The organism is Clostridium sp. (assembly GCF_036642255.1).
Lineage (GTDB): Bacteria > Bacillota > Clostridia > Clostridiales > Clostridiaceae > Clostridium_J.
The window spans coordinates 90,522-113,421 of sequence record NZ_JAVWDJ010000002.1 but is presented as its reverse complement, the minus strand read 5'-3'; the positions used below and the strand labels follow the sequence as shown (position 1 = coordinate 113,421).

Genomic DNA, 22,900 nt, shown 5'->3' with positions numbered 1-22,900 from the left:
TAGGAAAATATCAATAAAACTAAGAGGTTGTCCTAAAAAGCCTCTTAGTTTTTTGTAGTTGTTTTAATTTGTTATATTTCCTAGAAAGAACTTTTTAAAATACTAAACTTGAACTACTATATTTTTACCTTTAGCTTTTGCTTGTAATAATGCATTTTCAGTAGCTTTAATCCACTGTTCTAAAGTAGAAATAACACTTTCATCTTTTAAAAAAGTGCAAGCACCAATGGATACAGTAATATATTGTCTTTCACCTTTAAAAAAAATAGGATCCATGTGAATTGTTTTTCTTATTCTTTCAGCAAGCATGAGGCCAGCTCTTTTACTCATTAAAGGTAGAATTGCTATAAATCGATCCTCACTATAACGAGCTACAGTACCAAGTTCACCTAGAACTTCAAGAATAATTTTTGCAATATCTTTTAAAATCTTGTTTTCATAATCTTTTCTATAGTAATCATTAACTACTTTGAATTTATCAATATCGATGAGTAGTAAGGTACAGAGCCACATATTTGGAAATTTTTCTTTTAGTAAGTTGTCCGCATATTCTTTATTAAAAACTCCAGTTACAATATCTTTATTTATTTCATCAAATGGTTTTGAATCATCAAAGCCATTCATTATTGCTGTCAAGTTTTAACACCCCACTTTTAATAAACCACATTAAATCTTTAGTTAATAAACCACAGTTTCATACTTCAGTATATGTGGAAATCAAATGATTTGTGAGAATTACTGAGGGATTTTAAAATAATTTGTTAATAATTTAACTTTATGTAACTAATTTAGATGTAACAGAGTGGTGACAAAAGTAATACTATAATATAGACAAGTAGTATTTACTAAACTCTAATTCAAATTTTAAAAATCTAGCTTATTTCTCAATTAAGTTTTAACGGCATTTTGGAAGCTTAAAATCTGTAAGGTTCCTAAAGACGTAATTGATCAGCTAAGGAAAATTGATTTGGTGTAACAAAATTCCTTTGTTCGCCAAAATCTAATTCCAAAGTTGTTAGGCCTAAGTAACCTGCTTAGACTTTAATTTTAAATTAAGCATTAATAAAGAAAGAAAAATGCTAAGAATCTTTATGTCAATATTGAAAGGTGATAATATTGAAGAAAATTTCAAGAATATGGAATCATTGCAGTTCATTTTCACAGTTAGTTTTGAAACTAATTTGTATCTTGTTTCTGCTTATATCGATGATATTTATATTAGAATATGCAAGGGAAAACAACATTTTTTCATTATCTTGGGGAGTTAAACCTGATGGTGAAGATATTGTTTTAAGATGCATTTTCATTAGTTTTATAAATACCATTGTAATGTACACTGATTATTTCTTTGAAGAAAATTTATATATTTCTAGAAATGTAAAAAGAAAAATGTTGTTTATAGGCTACTATTTAATAATAGCTTCATGGACTGCACTTGTATTACAGTATTTTCAAGCTATTATAGTTGGTCAGGTTGAAATTATATTGGTTATGATTGGAGTTATCAGGATTTTTGTTGGTATTTATGTAATGTATGCTTTTTCAACAATGTACAAGAATATTAATGGGCGGTTAGAAAATGAAAAAAAACTATCAGAAGAACTATTTAAAGAAGCAATTACAGATAAACTTACTGGATTGAAAAATTGGAAAGCCTTTGGTGAAGAACTATCCATGGCTTTACAAGGTTGTGAGGACAAGTCAGTGGGTTTATCTGTTTTATTCTTGGATTTAGATAGATTTAAATATGTTAATGATACTTTTGGTCACAATATGGGAGACATTCTTTTAAAAAAAGTTGCAGAGAGGTTAGTATCCTTTGATAGTCATCAAGGGTCTGTTTATAGATTAGGAGGAGATGAATTTACTTTTATTGTGACAAATACAAATGAAGATACAGCTTTAGCAGAGTCAATTATCAAATCTTTTGAAAATCCATTTATATTAGAGGATAAAGAGATTTATGTTACTACTAGCATTGGCATAGCAAGATATCCTTCCGGTGGAGAAGATGTGGAAAATCTCACTAAAAATGCTGACTCAGCCATGTATAAAGCAAAGGAAGAAGGTAAAAATAGATTTTGGATATACACTAAAAATATCAATCATGGGCTTTCAGAAATGGTAAATTTAGAGAATGATCTTCGCAGGGCAATAAATGAAAATCAGTTTTTTCTTAGTTACCAACCTATAATTGATATAGAAGAAAATTCAATCAGCTCATTCGAGATGTTTATTAGATGGTCACATCCAAGTAAAGGGATTATAATGCCTGGAATGTTTATTCCCATAGCAGAAGAGACAGGACTTATAGTTCCTATTGGAGAATGGGTGTTAAAAAATGCTTGCTTAGAATACAATAAGTTGAGTGAAAAACATGGAAGAAATGTTAAAATTGCGGTAAACTTGTCTGCAAGACAGTTGCATCAAAGTAATATAGTAACTAATGTCATAGATATTTTAAGAGAGTGTCACTTTAATCCTGAAAATTTGGAACTTGAGGTCACAGAAAGCTCAGTTATGAAACACCCAGAAGAAGGTATTGAAAAGTTAATAAGGCTAAAAGAGCTAGGGATAAGTATAGCTGTTGATGATTTTGGAGTTAAGTACTCTTCCCTAAATTATCTCAAGCTATTACCTACAGATATTTTAAAGATTGATAAGTCTTTTATAGATGGAATTTCAAAGAATAAAAATGATATTGCTATTACAAAAGCCATTATACAGATGGCTCATAGTTTAGATGTGATAGTAGTGGCTGAAGGGGTAGAGTCACTAGAACAGTATGAAATTTTAAAAGAGTTAAACTGCGATAGAGTGCAAGGGTATTATTTTAGCAAACCAGTTACAATCGAGAATATAAAGTATCAATATTAAATTATTAGTTAATTAAACACATTTTGGAAGGATAAGTCTCCCGGTTTCTTTAGTGTTTATACAAGTATAAGTGCTTAAACAAGTTTAAGGTTATAGTCCTCGGCAGTAAGCAAAACTTTGAAGCAAAGGATACTTTGATATAACAAAGAGTGCTTTATTCTAACAAGGTAATGTTTTTTGTTCAAATCTCCTTCCAAGGCCCCTTACAAAATGAATTTGCTCATTATTTAATGAAAAATAGAAAATGCAGCTCATAGATAATTTAATCTGTGAGCTTTTTTGTATTTGTTAAAATGCTTAGTATGATGGTAATGAATATTATGGTAATATGAGTATATGTGAAATAAAGTTAAATAAGTAAATTTTTTAGTTGTAAAAGTTTGGTTGTGAATAAAGATTATTTAAGAAAAAATATTATCTACTGAACTTTTCATAAAGATGCACGACTATAATTATTATAGGAACTAAATATTAAGAATTTACTTTTGTGGAAGAAACTCTGGAATAATATGTTTTTAGCATTATCAAAATTCTAAAATTACTTTTAAGATATTTAACATTTGTTTTATGCAAAATAATTAGAAACTCTGATATAGATATTTTCAAATTATTATTTGTTATTGTAGGTGAAGAAATGAAAGAAAGTGAAGTATTAAATAAAGAAATAAAATCTGATATAGATACATGCCAGTGTAATAGTTTTTTGGAGAAAAAATTAAAGGAAAAAGAAAGATTACTGGATGCAATTTTTGAGGTAGCTAATGTTGGGATTTCTGTTACAAATGAAGAAGGTTCCTATGAAATAATCAATGAGACTTATTGTAAAATTTATGGATACTCTAGAGAAGAACTGATAGGGAAACACTTCACTATTGTTATACCAGCAGAAAATCAAGACTTTGCCATTGAAGCTCATAATAGCGTAATTAAAGGTAAAGTTGATAAGGATAAGGTGTGGAAAGTTGTAAAAAAAGACGGAAGTACCTTAAGTGTACTAAAAACTTCAAGGTTAATTCAGCATGAGGACGGAAAAAAGTACAAGGTTACTACGGTGACTGATGTGACAGCTGTAAAGGAAACTTATAATAAGCTAAATCTTGTATCCTATGCGCTAGCGAATTCTAATGATGGGGTAGTTTTTACTTCCGCTGATCCAAAAGAAATTATATATGTTAATGAAGCTTTTGCAAGAATCACAGGATATACTGAAAAAGAACTCATGGAGAATTCTAATATTATTTTTAGAAGCCATAAAAATAATGAAATTTCATGGTACAAGCTTTTTATGAAGTTGAAAGAAGAGGGCTTCTGGAAAGGTGAGATCAAGGGAAAAAGAAAAAATAAGGCAGAATATGTGGCAGAACTTACCCTCACTAGGCTGGTGGATTCAAATGGTGTAGTGACTAATTATGTAGCCATCGTAAATGAAACAACTCAAATAAGATGGGTGGAAAAAAGAATAGAATACTTAGCAAATTATAGTAGTATAACAGATCTTCCTAATCGTCAAGTTTTTGAGAGCGCTTTAAATAAGTCCATAAAATCTATTTCTAATCCCCATGGGAAAGTTGCAATGATAATGCTGGATTTAGACAAATTTAAAAATGTAAATGATCTTTACGGGTTTACTATGGGAGACAAGGTGCTAAAGGCTGTGGGATCTAGAATTAAGAATGTTTTAAAGAAAAGTGATATTGTGGCTTACTTAGGTGAGGATCATTTTGGTGTTCTAATTGAAAGCACTTCTAAAATTAATGATATTAATGTGATCGCACAAAAAATTAGAAAGGCTATTTTGGAGCCCTTTGTTTTTGAAAAACAGCAGATATTCATGTCTTGCAGTATTGGTATAAGCTTTTTTCGTAGGGAAAGTAAAAGTAGTGAGGATTTATTGAGCAACGCAGAAAAAGCTGTGATGGAAGCAAAACGCCAAGGACGAGATTGTATACAAATTTATACTATGGAAATGAATAGAAGAATTACACGAAGACAACAGCTAGAGGTTGACCTAAAAAGCTGTATAAAAAATGATGAATTGTTTTTAATGTATCAACCACAAATAAATTTAGAAACTGAAAAATTGGTAGGAGTTGAAGCTCTAATTCGTTGGATTAACCCCACCTTAGGGTTAATACCTCCCAATGAATTTATATCCATAGCAGAGGAAACTGGGTTAATTGTGCCTATAGGAGAGTGGGTTATAAGAACTGCTTGCCTTCAGGCAAAGGAATGGGAAAGAAACGGAATATCTCCATTTAAAGTAGCTATAAACCTTAGTTCGGTGCAATTAAATCAACAAAATATCTGTAACACAATAAAAGGAATCATTGAAGACACAGGGGTAAGTCCTAAGATGATAGAAATAGAGCTTACAGAAAGTACCATGATGGAGGATGTAACAAAATCTATAGAGATATTTAATGGATTAAAGGAACTAGGTCTAAAGATTGCAGTAGACGACTTTGGAACAGGATACTCTTCCTTAAGTTATCTTAGAAAGATTCCTATAAATAAACTTAAAATAGATAGATCTTTTATAATGGATTTAGAAAACGAATATGAAGGCTCTGTGATTACAAAGACTATTATCCATATGGCCAAGAATCTTGGCTTTAAAGTTATAGCCGAAGGAGCAGAAACAAAGAAACAGATTCAGTATTTAAGAGAAAATGGATGTGATGAAGTTCAAGGATACTATTACAGCAAACCACTGTTATCTAAGGACTTAGAAAAATTTATTAAAGATCACAAAGAGTTATAATTTAGATATGATGCGAAATTTCATAGTAGGTTAATAAAAATAGCAAGGGTTTTCTCTTGCTATTTTTTAGTTTAAATACGCTTTGTAACTAACCTTCATATATATTTGTTATCAAGGTAATAGAATAAAGAATTTTTTAAGTGAAAATTTTATTTTCATATATGTTTAAAGTTGACTCATAAAGTTAATTTTCTAAATAGTGCTTTTAAAATTTGAAATTATTAAAAATATTATCTAAGTACATCAATAAAAACTAGTAGTTATACGAATATATATAGATATGAGTTTAAACTGAGATAGATTTAGTTATTTTTTACAGCCTCAAAGTCAAATATAGTGAAGAAATTGATTTTATTTAATCAATTCTGAAGGATGAGTATAGGTTAATTACAACTTAATTTTTAGTAGAAAACTTTCACAAACAGTAATAAAAGAATATTCATCAAAAGGGCATAAAATAATGAAACTTACAGGTAAATACTGGAAGAAGAAGGTGAATTTTATGAACATTGACCTAAACAAAAGAGTTTTAGAAATAAGAAAGAATGAAGAAGAATTGAATAAATTTATAGAAGAATATAAGCCTTTTGTTATAGTAGCTACAGAGAAGGCCTTAAATAGATACGTCGATTGTAAAAATGATGAAGAATGGAGCATAGCACTACTAGCTTTTAATGAGGCTATTAAGAGCTACGAGGTTCAGAAAGGTAATTTTTTATCCTTTGCACAAATGGTTATTAAGATGAGACTTATTGATCATTTTAGAAAGGAAGTAAAACATAAAAAGGTTATTTACATAAACAAGGAAATAAACGAGGAAGATGAAATAGATTTATCAGAAAAACAAGCTTTAGAGGAATTTAAAGAAAGAAATTTAAGTGAATTTAGAAGTTTGGAGATAAAACAATTGACTAAGGAGTTAGCAGAGTGGGATATAACCTTCAATGATTTGGTAAAAGCATCTCCTAAAAGAAATTCCACAAGAAAAATTTACAATGAAATTATAAATTTTATCCTTACAAATAAAGAAGCTTTAGAGTATATGCTTAAGAAGAAATATATTCCAATTGCAGAAATTGAAAAAGGCACATCGATACCTCGGAAAAAGATAGAGAGGGCACGAAAATATATAATATCAGTAATAGTAATAAAACTAGGAGATTATGAACATATACAGGAATATATTAATTTGGAGGAAGAGCTATGAGAGGTATAGTAGTTGAAAAAGAAAATGGTCACACCATAATATTGACTAAAAAGGGTGAATTTATAAAAGTTAAAGATAAACGAGAATTTGCTGTGGGAGATGAATATATTCCGAATAATAATTATAGATTTACGAGCAATACATTTCTAAATAGAGATAGTAAGTTTGGAAAGGTTATACCATTAGTTTATAATAAGAAAGTAGTAGCGGTTGCAGCTTCCTTTGCCTTAGTATTTGGTGTATCTACAGCTGCTTATGGTTACGTATCACCGTCAAAGTATGTAAATATTGATATAAATCCAAGTGTAGAGTTGGTAGCCAATAGATATAATAAGATTATTAAGGTGAAATCTTTAAATGAAGATGGAACAAAAATAATTGAAGACCTAGCATTAAAAAATAAAAGTATTACAGAAGCAGTAAATTTAGTTATGGAAGCTGTTAAGGAAGATGGATATTTAGCACAGGAATTAGGAAATGAAATATTAATCACTGTAGCTTCTAAGGATGAAACCTCAGCTAAAGAAATGGAAATGGAATTAAGTGAAATCGTAAAACAAGAGTTAGTGAAAGAAAATATTGAAGAAACACCTGTAACCATCGGAAGTGTAGGTCTAGAGGTTCATGAAGAGGCTGAAAAATTAGGAATTTCTTCTGGTAAATTGAACTTAATACAAAAGCTTCAAGAAGTTAATCCTGAGATAAACTATGAAGAATATTCGAGTAAATCAGTACAAGAAATCATGAAAGCAGTAAAGGATGTTAAAAACGAGGAAAAGGCTACACCAGACGAAGAAAAAGAAACGGAAACAGTTCCAACTACAGGGGAAGATAAAAAAGCCAACACACAAACTAATAATGGAAATAATAATGGAAATAATAATGGAAATAATAATGGAAATAATAATGTAAATATTAATTCAGATGATAAAAAACAAGCTGAAATCAAGGAAGAAAATAAGGGAAAAGATAACGAAAAAAAAAATATTAACACAGAAGTAAAAAAAGAGAATAAGCAGACAAAAAATCAAAAGAAATCAGATGGGGAGCAGGAATTAAATAATTCAGGGAAAAAAAATAACTTCTTTAATAAATTCTTTAAAAATTAATTATTGAATGCTCTTAAAGTTTATTATATAATGATTCCTGTAGTGTAGATTAAAATTCAACTAAATAAAAAGTTTTCTAGGGTTCCGCAATATCTTATTGGTCTGGTCCGAGAGAAAACGCTCAGCATGCTGTGTACACGGAAGGATAAAAGCCTGGGAGATATCAATACAGATATCTTCTGGGCTTATTTTGTTTGTTATAGGTTATATAGTAGTAATTATAAATTTATAAACATTTTCAAAATAAGCCCAGTAGAAGTTTTCGGTATAAGAGATAATTAAATTTTAAAGGAGAAAAGTTATGAGCAAAAGATTAAATTTATTAGAAGATGATATAAGAAAAATATTTCTTCACTATTTGCTGCCAAGTATAGGAGGCATGTTAGGACTTTCATTATACATATTTTTTGATACTATGTTTATTGGACAAGGTGTTGGTAGTGAGGGGCTTGCAGCTCTAAGCATAGCTATACCTATATATAATGTACATAGTGCCCTTGGATTATTGCTGGGAGTTGGAGGTGCCACTGTTTTATCCATTTATCATGGAGAGGAAAATCATAGGAAGGCAAACGAGACATTTACAATTTCTTTTTTTATTACAGTTTTTCTTGGGATACTACTTACTGTGGTTGAAGTTATTTATATTGATGAATTATGTTATTTTTTAGGTGCTAATGAAGAACTGTTTCCCTTGGTTAAGGAATACTTAAGGATATTGACTTGGTTTACCTGGGCATTTATTCTATCTGGATCTATGGTAGTGATGGTCAGAAATGATAAAAATCCAAAGCTTGCAATGTGGGCAATGTTAGCTGGATGTATTTCAAACATATTTTTAGATTGGCTATTTATAATGGGTTTTAATATGGGAATGACAGGAGCCATAGTTGCCACAGTGATTTCTCCAATAATCACCTTATCAATTTTAAGTATTCATTTTACAAAGAAAATCAATACAATAAAACTTGTAAAGATAAAATTAGACATAGCTCTTATAATGAGAATCTTACGAAATGGAGTAGCAAGTTTTATTTTAGAAATCTCAGGAGCTATCGTTATATTTGCCTTTAATAAAGCTGTATTTAGTCACCTTGGAGATTTAGGGATTTCTGCCTATAGCATCATCGCAAATATAAGTTTAATATGTGCTTCAATTTTCACAGGAGTTGCTCAAGCTGTCCAGCCAATCATTAGTATAAACTTTGGTGCAAAAAAAGTATCAAGAATTAATAAATCTATAAAGTATGCTTTAATTACCTCCATTATCCTTGGGGTGCTAATTTATGCTATTGGACTAGTTATGCCAGGAGCCATTGTATTAATATTTAACAATGACAATGCTGAATTAATGAAGATTACTGTTAAGGGCATAAGACTGTATTTTATATCCTTCTTATTTATGGGTATAAACATTGTTATTGTATCCTACCTACAGTCTATGGAAAGATCAAAAATTTCAATTTTCTCATCTCTATGTCGAGGAATAATTTTTATTCTAATTGGGTTATTGATATTGCCAAAATTATTTTCAGTAAATGGAGTTTGGTTAACGGTAGCCTTTGCAGAGCTTATAACTTTGGGTATTAATATAATATACCTAGTAATAAATAAAAAACACTTAACAGTATAGATGAGAAAAAGCAATGAATCAGTGGTGTGAGTACACTTTAACAAAGCTTATTTACTAGCAATATATTTTATCAAATATATAGTTCTTATAAAGTGCTGTTATTTCATAAAATACTTTATGATTAAGTTTATAAAATCAATGTGAGCAAGGTTTAGCCTTAATTTGGTGAAACCTTGCTCTTTTGAATTCTTAACAATGTAGGTATAAATAAAAAAGTAATTCATATATTTTAAGTAGCTTTATTTAACATGAAGATTTTAGAAACGGATTGTTGTTTTTGTAAATCTCTAAACTTTCAATATGGGAGAAGTTAATTTCCTTTACATTGAAAAAATTAATCTAGAACAAAAACAAGTTGATATTTAAAATATGAATTAAATATGGGGTGATAAAGTGAATTACAAAGGTAGAGATAATAAAAAAATAACTAAATTAAAGAAAAACATAACTGCAATTGGTACTTCGGTTGTACTGATGGGAACAATTATATTTGGAACTACCACCGAAGCCAAAGCATTAGAGGGGAAAATTGATACAAGCAATATTCAAATTTTAGAAAGTATAATGAAGAATACAATTGCTGTTTTTAAAGCTAATATCATGGAAGAGGACAATAGTATTTTAGGATATTTCTCACAAAATCCATTAAAAATTTTTCAAAGAGAGGTAGCCTTTCTTGAGGATACCAGTGTGAAAGAAGAATTCGCAGAGAATGAGGTTGAAGAAGAATCTAAGATAGCAGAAGAAATTGTAATTAATCCATTTAATTTAAGTGATAGTTCAATAAGTAAGTTAGAAAAACCAACAGTGGAAACTGTAGGTAATCCCGAAGATAATTCAAAGAAGAAAATACTCATTTATCATTCTCATACTACGGAAGCCTATGATGAAAATGAGACTAGAAAAATGGATTTAACTCAGACAGTAGCAGGGGTAGGGGATGAACTTGCTAAAGAGTTTGAAAAGCAGGGTTTTACTGTGATTCATGATAAAACTATTCATGATTTAGATTATAATAGTGCCTACGCTAAATCAAGGGAAACCATAAGCAAATACTTTGAGAAATTTGGTGAATTTGATTTTGTTGTAGATTTGCATAGAGATGCAGGACCAGCAAAAGAAAATGTTACTGCAAAGATAAATAATGAAAATGTAGCTAGACTTGTAATTGTGACTACTACAAGTGATCCTAGATATAAAGAGCATATGAATAACATAAATTCTATTTTTGCAATTGCAAAAAGGGAATATCCAAATTTGTTTAGAGAAAAAAATCTTCATACTAACTTGAGTGGTAGAAACTATTATAATCAAGATTTAAGTAATAATGCCTTATTACTAGAGGTTGGTGCCACTTCTAACACCCTGGAGGAAGCAAAGAATAGTATGAAGTATGTAGCTAGAGTAGTGGCGGAGCTTATAAATAGTAAAAAGAATTAAACTTTGTAAAATAGGATGAGTTCATATGGTTAAACTTTTTTGAGCGGATATTTAAAGGCAGAACAAAAGGATGAAGAGATCTATCCATACGGAAAAGCTGTTATATTAATAAAAGAGTTGTGTGAAATGAAATTACACAACTCTTTCTTATGATTTAAATACTTTTTAATGAACATTAGGTTTGTTTTCCTCAATGGTTTACAAATAGATTTTAGTTCTAAAACTCATTTGAGAGAAGAAAATTCATTCTATTGGAAAAAGGTGCACGTATTTATATAAATAATAAAAAAGAATTTTTTAAAATCTTTGACATATAACATGGAAAAGCATATACTGAATATATGAACATATATGCATATATTCAATTGAGGTGAAATATAATGATTAGTGAAAAAGATAATTTCGAGGTTTGTAATTGTAATGTTATACACGAAGACGTGGTAAATCGAGTTAAGGAAACTATTCCAGAAGATGAGATTCTATACGAATTGGCAGATTTATTCAAGATTTTTGGAGATAGCACAAGGATAAAAATAATATGCGCACTTTTCCAATCAGAAATGTGTGTTTGTGATATTGCCACACTACTTGGAATGAACCAGTCAGCTATATCTCATCAATTAAGGGTTCTTAAGCAGGCGAGATTAGTAAAGTATAGAAAAGAAGGAAAAGTAGTTTATTATGCCTTGGATGATGATCATGTTAAAGGTATATTTGATCAAGGATTAGCTCATTTAAATGAAAAGTAAGTAAAGCTGGGGGGAATTACCATAATGAGTAATGATAAAAATAAAATTTCAAAGACAAATATAGAAAACAATAAACTTAAAGAGATAAAATTAGATTCTAACAGTATTAAACCTAGGACAATCATGGAATTAAATACTGTAGCCAAGGCACCTACTGCTAAGATTAAAAAGCAGTTTGTTTTGGAAGGTTTAAGTTGTGCTAATTGTGCAGCAAAAATAGAGACAAGGCTAAATGAAGTTCAAGGAATTTCAAATGCTTCAGTGAATTTTATAACCAAGACCTTAACTATGGAGTTAGAAGCCATTAGCAGGGTAAATGAATTAATAGCAGCTTCTAAAGAAGTGATAAATGAAGTTGAGGCACATGTAGTTGTGAAGGAAAAACAAGTTGGCAAAGGCAGTAAACTAGTGTTAATGTTAGAAGGTTTATGCTGCGCAAACTGTGCTGCGAAGATAGAAAGAGAGTGCGCTAAAATTCCTGGAGTAAACGATGCAGTAGTTGATTTTGTAGCTAAAAAACTTATTATGGAAATAGAAGTGAACAGTGATAAAAATTCAATTATATCAGAAGCAGAAAAGATTGTTATAAAAATTGAACCTGATGTTAAGGTTTCTGTTCTTGAGAATAATAAAAAAACACAACATTCACATCATAATCATGAAGGCCATGATCATGATAATGATGATCACCATCACGGCCATGACCATGGACATGAGCATAATCATGAAAGTAGCAAAGAAGATCTTATAAAACTTGGAATTGGGGGAGCAATTTTTGCAGTTGCCTCAGTTTTTGACTTTAGTTTCAATGTTGAGTTGATTCTTTACCTAATAAGTTATATTTTCGTAGGTGGAGAGGTTTTACTAAGAGCAGTTAAAAATATAATTAGAGGGCAAGTGTTTGATGAGAATTTCTTAATGGCCATTGCAACAGTGGGAGCCTTTGCTATTGGCGAGTTCCCAGAAGGTGTTGCAGTTATGATTTTCTATCAAATAGGTGAAATGTTCCAAGATGTGGCTGTAAACCGTTCAAGAAAGTCTATCGCAGCACTGATGGATATTAGACCTGATTTCGCTAATATTAAAATTGGAAGTGAAGTTAAAAAAGTTTCTCCAGAAGAAGTTTCTATTGGAGATATAATAATAGTTAAACCAGGAGAAAAAGTGCCTTTGGATGGCATAGTAATAGAAGGGAAATCCATGGTAGACACTTCAGCTTTAACAGGTGAATCAGTACCAAGAAAAGTTGAAGAAGGCACGAATGTTTTAGGCGGATTCATTAATAAAAACGGAGTATTATCCATAGAAGTTACAAAGGAATTTGGAGAATCCACTGTGGCAAAAATACTAGATTTAGTTGAAAATGCTAGCAGTAAAAAAGCTCCAACAGAGAACTTTATAACTAAATTTGCAAGATATTATACACCAATTGTAGTTATTTTAGCAGCAGCTCTAGCATTTTTGCCACCTCTATTTATACCTGATGCAACTTTTTCTACTTGGATATATAGAGCCTTAGTATTCTTAGTTGTTTCTTGCCCTTGTGCATTAGTGGTATCTATTCCTTTAGGGTTCTTTGGAGGAATTGGAGGAGCTTCTAAAAATGGTATTTTAGTTAAGGGTGGTAACTATTTAGAAGCTTTAAATAACGCTGAGATAGTAGTATTTGATAAAACAGGTACTTTAACAAAAGGTGTGTTTAAAGTAACAGAAATCAATGCAACTAATAATATTGAAAAATCACAGCTACTAGAATATACAGCATATGCAGAGAGTTTTTCAAATCACCCTATTGCCACATCCATACTAAAGGCTTATGGAGAGAATATAGATAAAAATCAAATATCTGACTATGAAGAAATATCAGGTCATGGTCTTAAGGTGAAAGTTAAAGGTGAAGAAATCTTAGCTGGAAACAAAAAGCTCATGGATAGAGAAGGTATACAGGTTAGTGAAGTGGATACTATAGGTACAGTAGTATATGTTTCAGTAAACAAAAGCTACAAGGGATATATAGTCATCGCTGATGAGATAAAAGAAGATGCTGCTAAAGCAATTGAACTTTTAAAAGCTGTGGGCATAAGAAAAACAGTTATGCTTACAGGAGATATTAAAACTGTTGGAGAAAAAGTTGGTAAAGAGCTAGGCTTGGATGAAGTTTATTCAGGATTATTACCAGATGAAAAAGTAGAAAAAATTGAAATGTTATTTAAAGAGAAATCTTCAAAAGGAAAAATCATATTTGTTGGTGACGGAATTAATGATGCTCCAGTACTTGCAAGAGCGGACATTGGAATGGCAATGGGTGGAGTTGGATCAGATGCAGCTATAGAAGCAGCAGATGTTGTAATTATGACTGATGAACCTTCAAAAATAGTATCAGCAATAAAAATTGCGAAGAAAACAAGAACAATTGTTATGCAAAATATTATCTTTGCTCTAGGAGTAAAAGCCATCATATTAGTTTTAGGTGCTTTTGGTATTGCTACTATGTGGGAAGCTGTATTTGGAGATGTTGGTGTTGCATTAATCGCAGTACTAAACTCTATGAGAGCAATGAAAGTAGAAAATTAACTAGATTATGCAGTCATATTTTATGGCTGCATAATTTTTTTCATTATGCTATTTATTTACTATGGCTAAATAAAGTTTTCTAGGTTCACAAGAATTCTAATTTTTGTTTTGGTAAAATACCTGGTATGGCTCGGAATTACTGGGGTTCAGATTAAGTGCATAAAATCACAAGTTGGTAGAACTTATATAAGATGGCACGCTGAGACACGCTTTTGTTCATACCCTAGTTATGATAAAAAAGAAGAAACTATGAATACTTAAGGAATCTAAACATATAAATATATAGAGAAATAAACCTTAATGTTAGTATAAACTAAGTATAATAATATGGTAGGGATAAAATGTTATGGTGAATTTGCTGTGCTATCTTTGAAAGCAAATGTAACTTCCAGAAAAATTTATTTTTGTTTAGATCGTTCCACTTAAAAAGGCTGAAGTGTAAATCTTTTTCATATTATAAAACTTGTAAAATTAGAGTAGATTTTAAAAAAGAAATTGTTTGAAAAGTGAAAAAGTTATGATATAATAATCTTAAAGTTGGAAACGTTTCCGAAAACGGTTTCTAAAATTATTCATATAATTTAATATAAAAGATAATTAAATTATATTAAGTAGTAATTGTAATTTGAAAGTGTGATGGACATTACCATTATAAAGATAAAATTATTACTTTTATTACTTCACTGAATTAAGCAAATAACATTTATAAGTAGAGAAGTGAGCCTTAGTGGATAACGTTTAAGTCTTGATTCTCTTAAATTTATGTGAAGTCTGGTAACGTTTCCGGAATGATATCTAAAATTTTTCTGAAAAGAGGTTTCTTATGAAAAATTTAAATATAAAAGACATTGCTAAAATTGCAGGGGTTGGAGTAACAACTGTATCTAGAGTTCTAAATAATCACAGTGATGTGAAAGATGAAACAAGACAAAAAATTTTACAGATAATGAATGAGTATAATTACATTCCTAATAATAGTGCGAGAAACTTAAAAAGAAATACCTCAAATAACATTGGAGTGTTAGTTAAAGGGATTCACAATCCTTTCTTTTCAAAGATGATAAAATCTATTGAAGAAGAAATAGATAGAGAAGGATACTCAATGATTCTTCACTACAATGAAAACAACACTAATGATATTGATGCTGCAGTAGAGCTTATCAAGGAAAAGAAGCTAAAAGGATTAATATGTCTTGGAGGGGATTTTGAGAATTTAGATCAACAAGAGCTTGTAAATTTGAAAACTCCTATTGTGTTAGCTTCCACATATGTTATTGAAAAAGCCAACAAGGCACTATTTTCAAGTGTAATTATAGAAAATGAAGAGGCTGCTTTTAAGGCAGTAAACTACATTGTAAATCTTGGACATAAAAAAATTGGAATTATAACAACAGGTGAAGAAGATAGAACTATTGGAAAGTTAAGATTTCAGGGATATAAAAGAGCATTAAATATAAATAACATAGAATATAATGAAGAATTTGTAGAAATAGGAGAATACACCTTTGAATCTGGGTTTCATGCTATGAATAGACTTTTAGATAAACAGCTGGATTTAAGTGCAGTATTTGTCACTACAGATATTATGGCTATAGGAGCTTCAAAGGCAATTTTAAATAAGGGACTAAAAATTCCAGATGATATTTCAGTAGTAGGCTTTGATGGAATAGATTACTCATTATATTTTCATCCATCACTAACTACAGTGGTACAACCTGTAGAAGAGATGGGCAAAAAAAGCATAGATGTACTCTTTGATTTATTAATAAATAAGAAAAACAATCAACATATAGTACTAGAAACAGAGTTACAGGAGAGAGAGTCTTGTAAAAAAATATTCTAGGAGGATTAACATGGCTAATGTAATTTTAAAGGGAATTGAAAAGGTTTACCCTAATGGGTTTAAAGCGGTACATGGTATTGACTTAGAAGTTAAAGATGGAGAGTTTATGGTGTTAGTTGGGCCATCAGGTTGTGCTAAGTCAACTACTCTAAGAATGGTTGCTGGACTTGAGGAAATTACAGGAGGAACTATTTCCATAGGAGATGCAGTGGTAAATAATATTCCACCTAAGGATAGAGGCATTGCAATGGTATTCCAAAACTATGCATTGTATCCCCATATGACAGTTTATGATAATATGGCATTTTCATTAAAACTTAAAAAGATGACAAGGGATGAAATAGATAAAAAGGTTAAAGAAGCAGCAAAAATATTAGACCTAGAAGAAGTGCTAAAAAGACGTCCTAAAGAATTATCTGGAGGTCAAAGACAAAGGGTAGCAGTAGGTCGTGCTATTGTTCGTGACCCTGAAGTGTTTTTATTTGATGAGCCTCTTTCAAACTTAGACGCAAAGTTAAGAGTTCATATGAGAGTACAGCTTTCACAACTTCATAAAAAGCTTAAATCCACCATGATTTATGTAACTCATGATCAAGTGGAAGCTATGACCATGGGAGATAGAATATGTGTAATGAACTTCGGTAAGATTATGCAAGTGGATACTCCGCTAAATCTGTACCACTATCCTAAGAATAAGTTTACTGCTGGCTTTATTGGTTCTCCTGCCATGAATATTGTACAGGGAGATTTAGTTAGAAAAGACAATTTAATAGCAATAAAAATTGGTGAGAAAGAATTAATATTGCCAGAAAATAAAATTGAAAAGGTGAAAAATCATGTAGGTAAAAAAGTCTGGTTTGGAATTAGACCAGAACATATTAATATAAAAGGAAATGAAAAAGCTTCCATAGTAGAAGGAAATATTGATGTTATTGAGCATATGGGTAACGAATCTTATGTGTATTTTAACACTATAGGCTTAGAATTTACTGCGAAAATAGATTCCATAGATTCTAAGAATTTAACCACTGGAATCAAGAAAAACTTCATGTTCCATATGGAAAACTGTCATATTTTTGATTTTGACAGTGAAGAAAATATAACTTTATAAAATCGTAATTGCCTTTTAAAAGTATAAGTCTCTTATTTCAAATTAAGTTTTGGATGAGAGTTACCTTATAGAAATTAAGCTTTGAAGGAAGAAAAGCACTTTCAAGGTATATGTGAAAATTAACTTATTGATTATTAAAAGAGGGGGATTTGTAATGAAAAAAGTTAAAAAAGTCTTAGCTTTAGCACTTTCATCTTTGATGGTAGCTTCAGCACTAACTGGGTGTACTTCAAAAACACCGGAAAAACCAGCAGAAGGGGAAAAGCCTGCAACAGAAGAAAAGAAGGATGTAACTTTAAACATATTCCAATTCAAAGTGGAAATAGATAAGGAGTTTAAAGAGGCAGCACAGGCATATACTGCTGAACATCCAAATGTAAAGATCAATGTTGAAACAGTAGGTGGAGGACAAGATTACGGTGCTGCACTAAGAGCAAAGATTCAAGGTGGAACAGAACCAGCAATATTCAATATTGGTGGACCACAAGATGTTAAGGACTGGGAATCAAGATTAGTTGACTTAACAAATGAGCCATGGACAAAACAAGCTCTTGATGGAGTTTTATCTGGAGTTACAGTAAACAATAAAGTTTTTGCAATGCCATTTGCAGTAGAAGGCTATGGTTTTATCTACAATAAAGGTATCTTCGAAGCAGCTGGAGTTGATGTTAAAGGTGTAAAAGATTATGCATCTTTAGAAAAAGCAGTGAAGGATTTAGACACTAAAATTAAAGCAGGTGACTTAAAGAGTAAATATCCAGCTTTAGAATCTGTATTTGAAATGCCAGCTAAGGAAACTTGGGTAACTGGACTTCATACTTCTAATGCAGCTATTTCTCAAGAATTCAAGAGTTCTCTAGATGCTTTTGCAGCTAAAACTTTAGAATTCAAAAATGCTGAAGCTTTAAAAGCATTAATAGATTTACAAGCTAACTATTCACCAAATGCAAAATCAAAAGGTAACTTAAATGCTACAGACTACGCAACTCAAGTAGATCAAGGTATCGCTATTGAGCGTGTAGCTATGATTCAACAAGGTAACTGGATTTATGGTGGAGTTCAAAAAATAGACCCAAAAGTTGCAGATCAATTAGATATGCTACCAATGCCAGTTAAAGGTGCTAAAGAAGATTCAATACCAATGGGAGTTCCAATGTACTGGGCAGTTAACAACAAGGTTTCAGCAGATGAGCAAGCTGCAGCTAAGGATTTCTTAAACTGGTTATACACATCTGAAAAAGGTAAAGATTTCGTTGTTAATAAGTTCTTCTTCATACCTCCATTTAAAGGTTTTGAAAGCTTACAACCAAAAGATCCACTAGGCGCAGCAGTTAAGAGATATGCTGAAGCTGGAAAAACTTCACCTTGGGTATTCATGGGATATCCAACTGGATGGGGAATGGATGTTTTAGGACAAGAAATTCAAAAATATCTAGCTGGAGAGCAAGATTGGAATGCAGTAGTTAAAAACTCTCAAGCTAAATGGGCTGAAGCAAGAAAGTAATTAAATCACAAGAATTCTCTAGGGAGTTGTCCAACAGTTAAACTACTATAGAGAAAGCATACTATTTTAAATATATATAATATATACAAATAATCAGGGGAGGGATTTTTGCCCTCCCTATGTTATATAAATATTACTTAGCATATAGATGAGAAGGTTAATTAAAATATATATTGCATTGGTTTAAAGATATTAGTTACCTATAAATAAACGGATTCATTTTTTTTATTAAGAACTTGGATAGAATTAAATTCAAGGCTAAGGCATCTGAAATAAGATATGGAGTTATTTATGTGCAGGACTTTTTTCAAGATGTCAGAGTGTAAAAGGAGGTTACTATGAAAAATTCAAAGTTATGGTTTACTTTATTTGTTGGTCCTATACTTATAGCATTTTTAATGGTGGTAATTATTCCAACAGTTTTAGGAATATATTTTTCCTTCACTAACTGGAATGGTATAGAAAACAATGCTACTTGGATTGGACTTACAAATTATAAACAAGTGTTTAATAAAGAAAGTGGCTTTTTAGCAGCATTTATCTTCACGGGAAAATTTGCAATAGCTTCGGTGATTATGATTAATTTCATTGGATTTTGCCTTGCATTACTTGTAACTAGAGGCATGAAGATAAGTAATTTTCTAAGAAGTATATTCTTCATGCCAAACATGGTAGGGGGATTAATACTAGGATTTATTTGGCAGTTTATTTTTACAAAGGCTTTCAGTTGGGTTGGAACAAAGCTAGGATTTGAGTTTTTGAAGGGATGGCTTGCTACTAGTACTACAGGATTTTGGGGTTTAGTCATATTGATGTCTTGGCAAATGTCAGGATATATGATGATTATATATATTGCAGCATTACAAGGAATTCCTGAATCCTTAAACGAAGCAGCAGAAATTGATGGTGCTAATTGGTTTCAAAGGTTAAGACATATAACTCTTCCTCTAGTGGCACCAGCCTTTACTGTGGGACTCTTTTTAACCTTATCGAATTCCTTTAAATTATTCGATCAAAACTTATCACTTACTGCAGGTGGACCATACAAATCCACTGAAATGTTAGCATTAAACATATATAGTTCTGCCTTTACCTTTAATCAATTTGGGTTAGCTCAAGCCAAGGCAGTTGTGTTCTTAATTACAATAGCAATAATTTCACTAACTCAATTGTACTTTAGTAAGAAGAAGGAGGTAGAAATGTAATGAAAGCAAATATGGGAAAGAAAATTGGCTGGAATGTAATAGGGATTTCTGTTGCTCTAATATTTCTAGCGCCCTTGTACATTGTGTTTACTAACTCTTTTAAAACAGCTAAAGGCATATTCACAAACGTACTAAGTCTTCCTATAAAGGGTACCTTTACTGTAAACAATTATATTCAAGCCTTTAAGGATTTAAATTTTATGCATTCCTTAATGAACTCGTTATTAATCACTATAATTAGCACAGCATTGATTGTAATTTTTGCTTCAATGGCTGCCTGGATGTTAGTAAGAAGTAAATCAAAGTTCAGTACCTTTTTATTCTTCTTATTTGCAGCGGCTATGCTTATACCTTTTCAATCTGTTATGCTACCTTTAATTAATTTATTAGGAAAGTTGAAATTATTAAATCCAGTTGGATTAGTTTTTGCATATCTAGGTTTTGGCTCAAGTTTATCCATAGTTCTTTATCATGGATTTATTAAGGGGATACCAGTGGAATTAGAAGAAGCAGCTTTAATAGATGGATGTAACAAGTTTCAAGTGTTTTGGCTTATTGTTTTTCCGCTACTAAAACCAATCACAGTTACAGTATCTATTTTGAATGTTATGTGGGTTTGGAATGACTTTTTATTACCACAGCTTCTTATTAATAAACCAGAGTGGCACACAATACCACTTAAGATGTTTTATTTCTTTGGACAGTATTCTAAGCGATGGGATTTAGCTCTTGCAGGGCTGGTAATTGGCATGGTGCCAATCATCGTATTCTACTTCTTTGCTCAAAAACACATCGTAAAAGGAGTTACACAAGGATCTATTAAATAATGAACAAGTTCATTTTGGTAAGCGGCTTTGGAAGGAGATTTGACCCCCACTAAAGCTTAATTCTTATCACAAGATTCCTCTGAAGAGTATGGGAGAATTATCCTTCCAAAATGTCGTTAAATAAATAAAACATGAAGGTGATTAAATGAGAGTTTATAGATTATCACAAAATGTAATGAAATATTCCTTTGGAAACCCAATATCTACTGAAGCTGTAGTAATGGACGGACATGAAATTTCAAAGGATAATTTGGATTATTTCAGAATTGATGCAATAAATGGATTAAAGTTTACTTATAAAATGTCAAGTGATGCAATAGTTTGGGGTCTTGGTGAAAATCAAAGAGGATTGAATAAAAGAGGCGGGATTTATGAAGCCTTTTGTTCTGATGACCCAAAGCATACTCCAGATAAAAAGTCTCTCTATGGTGCTCATAACTTTTTAGTAGTAGATGGAAAAGAAAAGTTTGGAGTATTTGTTGATTACCCAGGAAGGGTTATCTTTGATGTTGGATTTAGCCATAAAGATTATTTAGAAGTATCAGTTGAAGAAGAAAATGTTGATATATATATAATAACTGGGGATAAGACTTTACAAATTGTAAGAGAGTTTTTAAATATAATTGGTGAAGGGTATGCTCCTCCTAAATGGGCCTTTGGATATCAACAGTCAAGGTGGAGTTATCCTGATGCGGAAAGTGTAAGAGACGTTGGGGATAGGTTTAGAGAAAATGATATTCCTTGTGATGCAATTTATCTTGATATTGACTATATGGAAAGATTTAAGGATTTCACTGTAGATAATAAAACTTTTCCCGAGTTTGAAAAATTTGTACAGGAAATGAAAGGTAAGGGCTTTAAATTAATTCCTATTATTGATGCAGGGGTAAAAATTGAAGAAGGTTATGATGTATATGAAGAAGGAGTACAAAATGATTATTTTTGTACTGATGTACATGGAAAGTCTTTTGTTGCTGCAGTTTGGCCAGGACGTTGTCATTTTCCAGATTTCTTAAATCCTAAAGCAAGACAATGGTTTGGACTTAAATACAAGACTCTTACGGATGCAGGGATTGAAGGCTTTTGGAATGATATGAACGAACCTGCCATTTTTTATACAGATAGAGGACTAAAGGAAGCAATTGAGGTTGCCAAGGTTTCTGAAAATCAGAATTTAGATATTTACTCTTATTTTGGTTTAAATGATAAGTTTAATACTATGGCAAATAATCTTCAGGATTATAATAGTTTTTATCACAATATGAATGGGGATAAAATAAACCATTATAAGGTACACAACTTATATGGATATAATATGACAAGAGCAGCAGGAGAAGGACTTAGTGAAATAGCTCCCAATAAAAGATTTTTACTGTTTTCTAGGGCTTCTTATATTGGAATGCATAGGTATTCTGGTCTATGGACTGGAGACAATCACTCTTGGTGGGATCATATACTATTAAATATAAAAATGATGCCCTCTTTAAACATGTGTGGTTTCTTATATATTGGTGCAGATACTGGTGGTTTTAGTGGAAATGCTAATAGTCAATTAGTAATTAGATGGACCCAGTTTAGCTTATTCACACCTCTTTTTAGAAATCATTCAGCTATGGGAACAAGGGCGCAAGAACCTTATTCTTTTGAAAAGGAAACTGTAGATATCTTAAGGAGATCTATTGAGCTAAGATATGCACTGATACCTTATATTTATTCAGAATACATGAAGGCTTTGAAAAATAAGGATATGTACTTTAAGCCTCTTTCCTTTGAATACAATGATGAGATGTGTAGAAAAATTGAAAATCAATTATTGATAGGAGATTCCTTAATGGTTACCCCAATATATGAGGAAAATTCAGTAGGAAGATATGCTTACCTTCCTGAAAATATGGTTTTATGGAAAGCCGTAAACTATGAAAATAGAACCTTTGAGGTAATGAAATCAGGTCATCATTATATGAATGTAGGGTTCAATGAAGTGCCAATATTTATTAGGGAAAATAAGATGTTGGTTTTAGGTAAACATAGTAATAGCGTTGAAACTTTAAATAATGATG

At 31.1% G+C, this 22,900-nt stretch carries 15 protein-coding genes and 1 riboswitch; of the genes, 14 read left to right on the top strand and 1 reads right to left on the bottom strand.

Going from position 1 to position 22,900, the window contains the following annotated elements; genetic code table 11:
- Positions 1-102: 102 nt before the first annotated feature.
- Complete coding sequence (locus RR409_RS01375; protein WP_332555922.1) at positions 103-636, bottom strand: GGDEF domain-containing protein; 534 nt, start codon at positions 634-636, stop codon at positions 103-105.
- Between the two features lie 480 nt (positions 637-1,116).
- Between RR409_RS01375 and RR409_RS01370 the strand changes: the two genes are divergently transcribed.
- The 14 genes from RR409_RS01370 to RR409_RS01305 form a co-directional block, all read left to right on the top strand.
- Entirely contained in the window at positions 1,117-2,877 is a 1,761-nt protein-coding gene (locus RR409_RS01370; protein ID WP_332555921.1) for an EAL domain-containing protein, read from the top strand.
- Between the two features lie 634 nt (positions 2,878-3,511).
- Complete coding sequence (locus tag RR409_RS01365; protein ID WP_332555920.1) at positions 3,512-5,638, top strand: EAL domain-containing protein; 2,127 nt, start codon at positions 3,512-3,514, stop codon at positions 5,636-5,638.
- 502 nt (positions 5,639-6,140) lie between these two features.
- On the top strand, positions 6,141-6,845 hold the full coding sequence (gene sigI, locus RR409_RS01360) for an RNA polymerase sigma-I factor (protein WP_332555919.1): 705 nt from the start codon (positions 6,141-6,143) through the stop codon (positions 6,843-6,845).
- Positions 6,842-7,954 (top strand): anti-sigma factor domain-containing protein, encoded by a 1,113-nt coding sequence (locus tag RR409_RS01355; protein ID WP_332555918.1) that lies wholly within the window; start codon positions 6,842-6,844, stop codon positions 7,952-7,954. Before sigI ends, RR409_RS01355 begins: the two co-directional genes overlap by 4 nt.
- A gap of 65 nt (positions 7,955-8,019) precedes the next feature.
- Positions 8,020-8,116, top strand: a riboswitch (guanidine-I (ykkC/yxkD leader).
- Between the two features lie 139 nt (positions 8,117-8,255).
- A complete protein-coding gene (locus tag RR409_RS01350) occupies positions 8,256-9,587 on the top strand; it encodes an MATE family efflux transporter (protein ID WP_332555917.1) in 1,332 nt (443 codons plus the stop codon).
- A gap of 393 nt (positions 9,588-9,980) precedes the next feature.
- Entirely contained in the window at positions 9,981-11,027 is a 1,047-nt protein-coding gene (locus tag RR409_RS01345; RefSeq protein ID WP_332555916.1) for a stage II sporulation protein P, read from the top strand.
- A gap of 380 nt (positions 11,028-11,407) precedes the next feature.
- Entirely contained in the window at positions 11,408-11,776 is a 369-nt protein-coding gene (locus tag RR409_RS01340; protein WP_332555915.1) for a metalloregulator ArsR/SmtB family transcription factor, read from the top strand.
- Positions 11,777-11,899: 123 nt separating this feature from the next.
- Positions 11,900-14,350, top strand: coding sequence for a heavy metal translocating P-type ATPase (locus RR409_RS01335; protein WP_332556011.1), 2,451 nt, complete (start codon positions 11,900-11,902; stop codon positions 14,348-14,350).
- A gap of 823 nt (positions 14,351-15,173) precedes the next feature.
- Complete coding sequence (locus RR409_RS01330; RefSeq protein WP_332555914.1) at positions 15,174-16,193, top strand: LacI family DNA-binding transcriptional regulator; 1,020 nt, start codon at positions 15,174-15,176, stop codon at positions 16,191-16,193.
- A gap of 10 nt (positions 16,194-16,203) precedes the next feature.
- Positions 16,204-17,304, top strand: a complete 1,101-nt coding sequence (gene ugpC / locus RR409_RS01325) for a sn-glycerol-3-phosphate ABC transporter ATP-binding protein UgpC (RefSeq protein WP_332555913.1) — start codon at positions 16,204-16,206, stop codon at positions 17,302-17,304.
- Positions 17,305-17,458: 154 nt separating this feature from the next.
- Positions 17,459-18,808 carry an ABC transporter substrate-binding protein gene (locus RR409_RS01320; RefSeq protein WP_332555912.1) on the top strand — a complete coding sequence of 450 codons (1,350 nt, stop codon included), beginning with the start codon at positions 17,459-17,461 and terminating at the stop codon, positions 18,806-18,808.
- Positions 18,809-19,146: 338 nt separating this feature from the next.
- Positions 19,147-20,013, top strand: coding sequence for a sugar ABC transporter permease (locus RR409_RS01315; RefSeq protein WP_332555911.1), 867 nt, complete (start codon positions 19,147-19,149; stop codon positions 20,011-20,013).
- Positions 20,013-20,840 carry a carbohydrate ABC transporter permease gene (locus RR409_RS01310; protein ID WP_332555910.1) on the top strand — a complete coding sequence of 276 codons (828 nt, stop codon included), beginning with the start codon at positions 20,013-20,015 and terminating at the stop codon, positions 20,838-20,840. The genes RR409_RS01315 and RR409_RS01310 overlap by 1 nt, the downstream gene beginning before the upstream one ends.
- A 145-nt stretch (positions 20,841-20,985) precedes the next feature.
- Positions 20,986-22,900, top strand: a 1,915-nt coding sequence (locus RR409_RS01305) for a TIM-barrel domain-containing protein (RefSeq protein ID WP_332555909.1), incomplete at its 3' end; no start/stop codon positions are given.

What these genes read in the sequence shown, in the direction of transcription:
- RR409_RS01365 (WP_332555920.1), top strand. Translation starts at nt 3,512, where the DNA reads ATGAAAGAAAGTGAAGTATTAAATAAAGAAATAAAATCTGATATAGAT.
- sigI (WP_332555919.1), top strand. Translation starts at nt 6,141, where the DNA reads ATGAACATTGACCTAAACAAAAGAGTTTTAGAAATAAGAAAGAATGAA.
- RR409_RS01355 (WP_332555918.1), top strand. Translation starts at nt 6,842, where the DNA reads ATGAGAGGTATAGTAGTTGAAAAAGAAAATGGTCACACCATAATATTG.
- RR409_RS01350 (WP_332555917.1), top strand. Translation starts at nt 8,256, where the DNA reads ATGAGCAAAAGATTAAATTTATTAGAAGATGATATAAGAAAAATATTT.
- RR409_RS01340 (WP_332555915.1), top strand. Translation starts at nt 11,408, where the DNA reads ATGATTAGTGAAAAAGATAATTTCGAGGTTTGTAATTGTAATGTTATA.
- RR409_RS01335 (WP_332556011.1), top strand. Translation starts at nt 11,900, where the DNA reads ATGGAATTAAATACTGTAGCCAAGGCACCTACTGCTAAGATTAAAAAG.
- RR409_RS01330 (WP_332555914.1), top strand. Translation starts at nt 15,174, where the DNA reads ATGAAAAATTTAAATATAAAAGACATTGCTAAAATTGCAGGGGTTGGA.
- ugpC (WP_332555913.1), top strand. Translation starts at nt 16,204, where the DNA reads ATGGCTAATGTAATTTTAAAGGGAATTGAAAAGGTTTACCCTAATGGG.
- RR409_RS01320 (WP_332555912.1), top strand. Translation starts at nt 17,459, where the DNA reads ATGAAAAAAGTTAAAAAAGTCTTAGCTTTAGCACTTTCATCTTTGATG.
- RR409_RS01315 (WP_332555911.1), top strand. Translation starts at nt 19,147, where the DNA reads ATGAAAAATTCAAAGTTATGGTTTACTTTATTTGTTGGTCCTATACTT.
- RR409_RS01310 (WP_332555910.1), top strand. Translation starts at nt 20,013, where the DNA reads ATGAAAGCAAATATGGGAAAGAAAATTGGCTGGAATGTAATAGGGATT.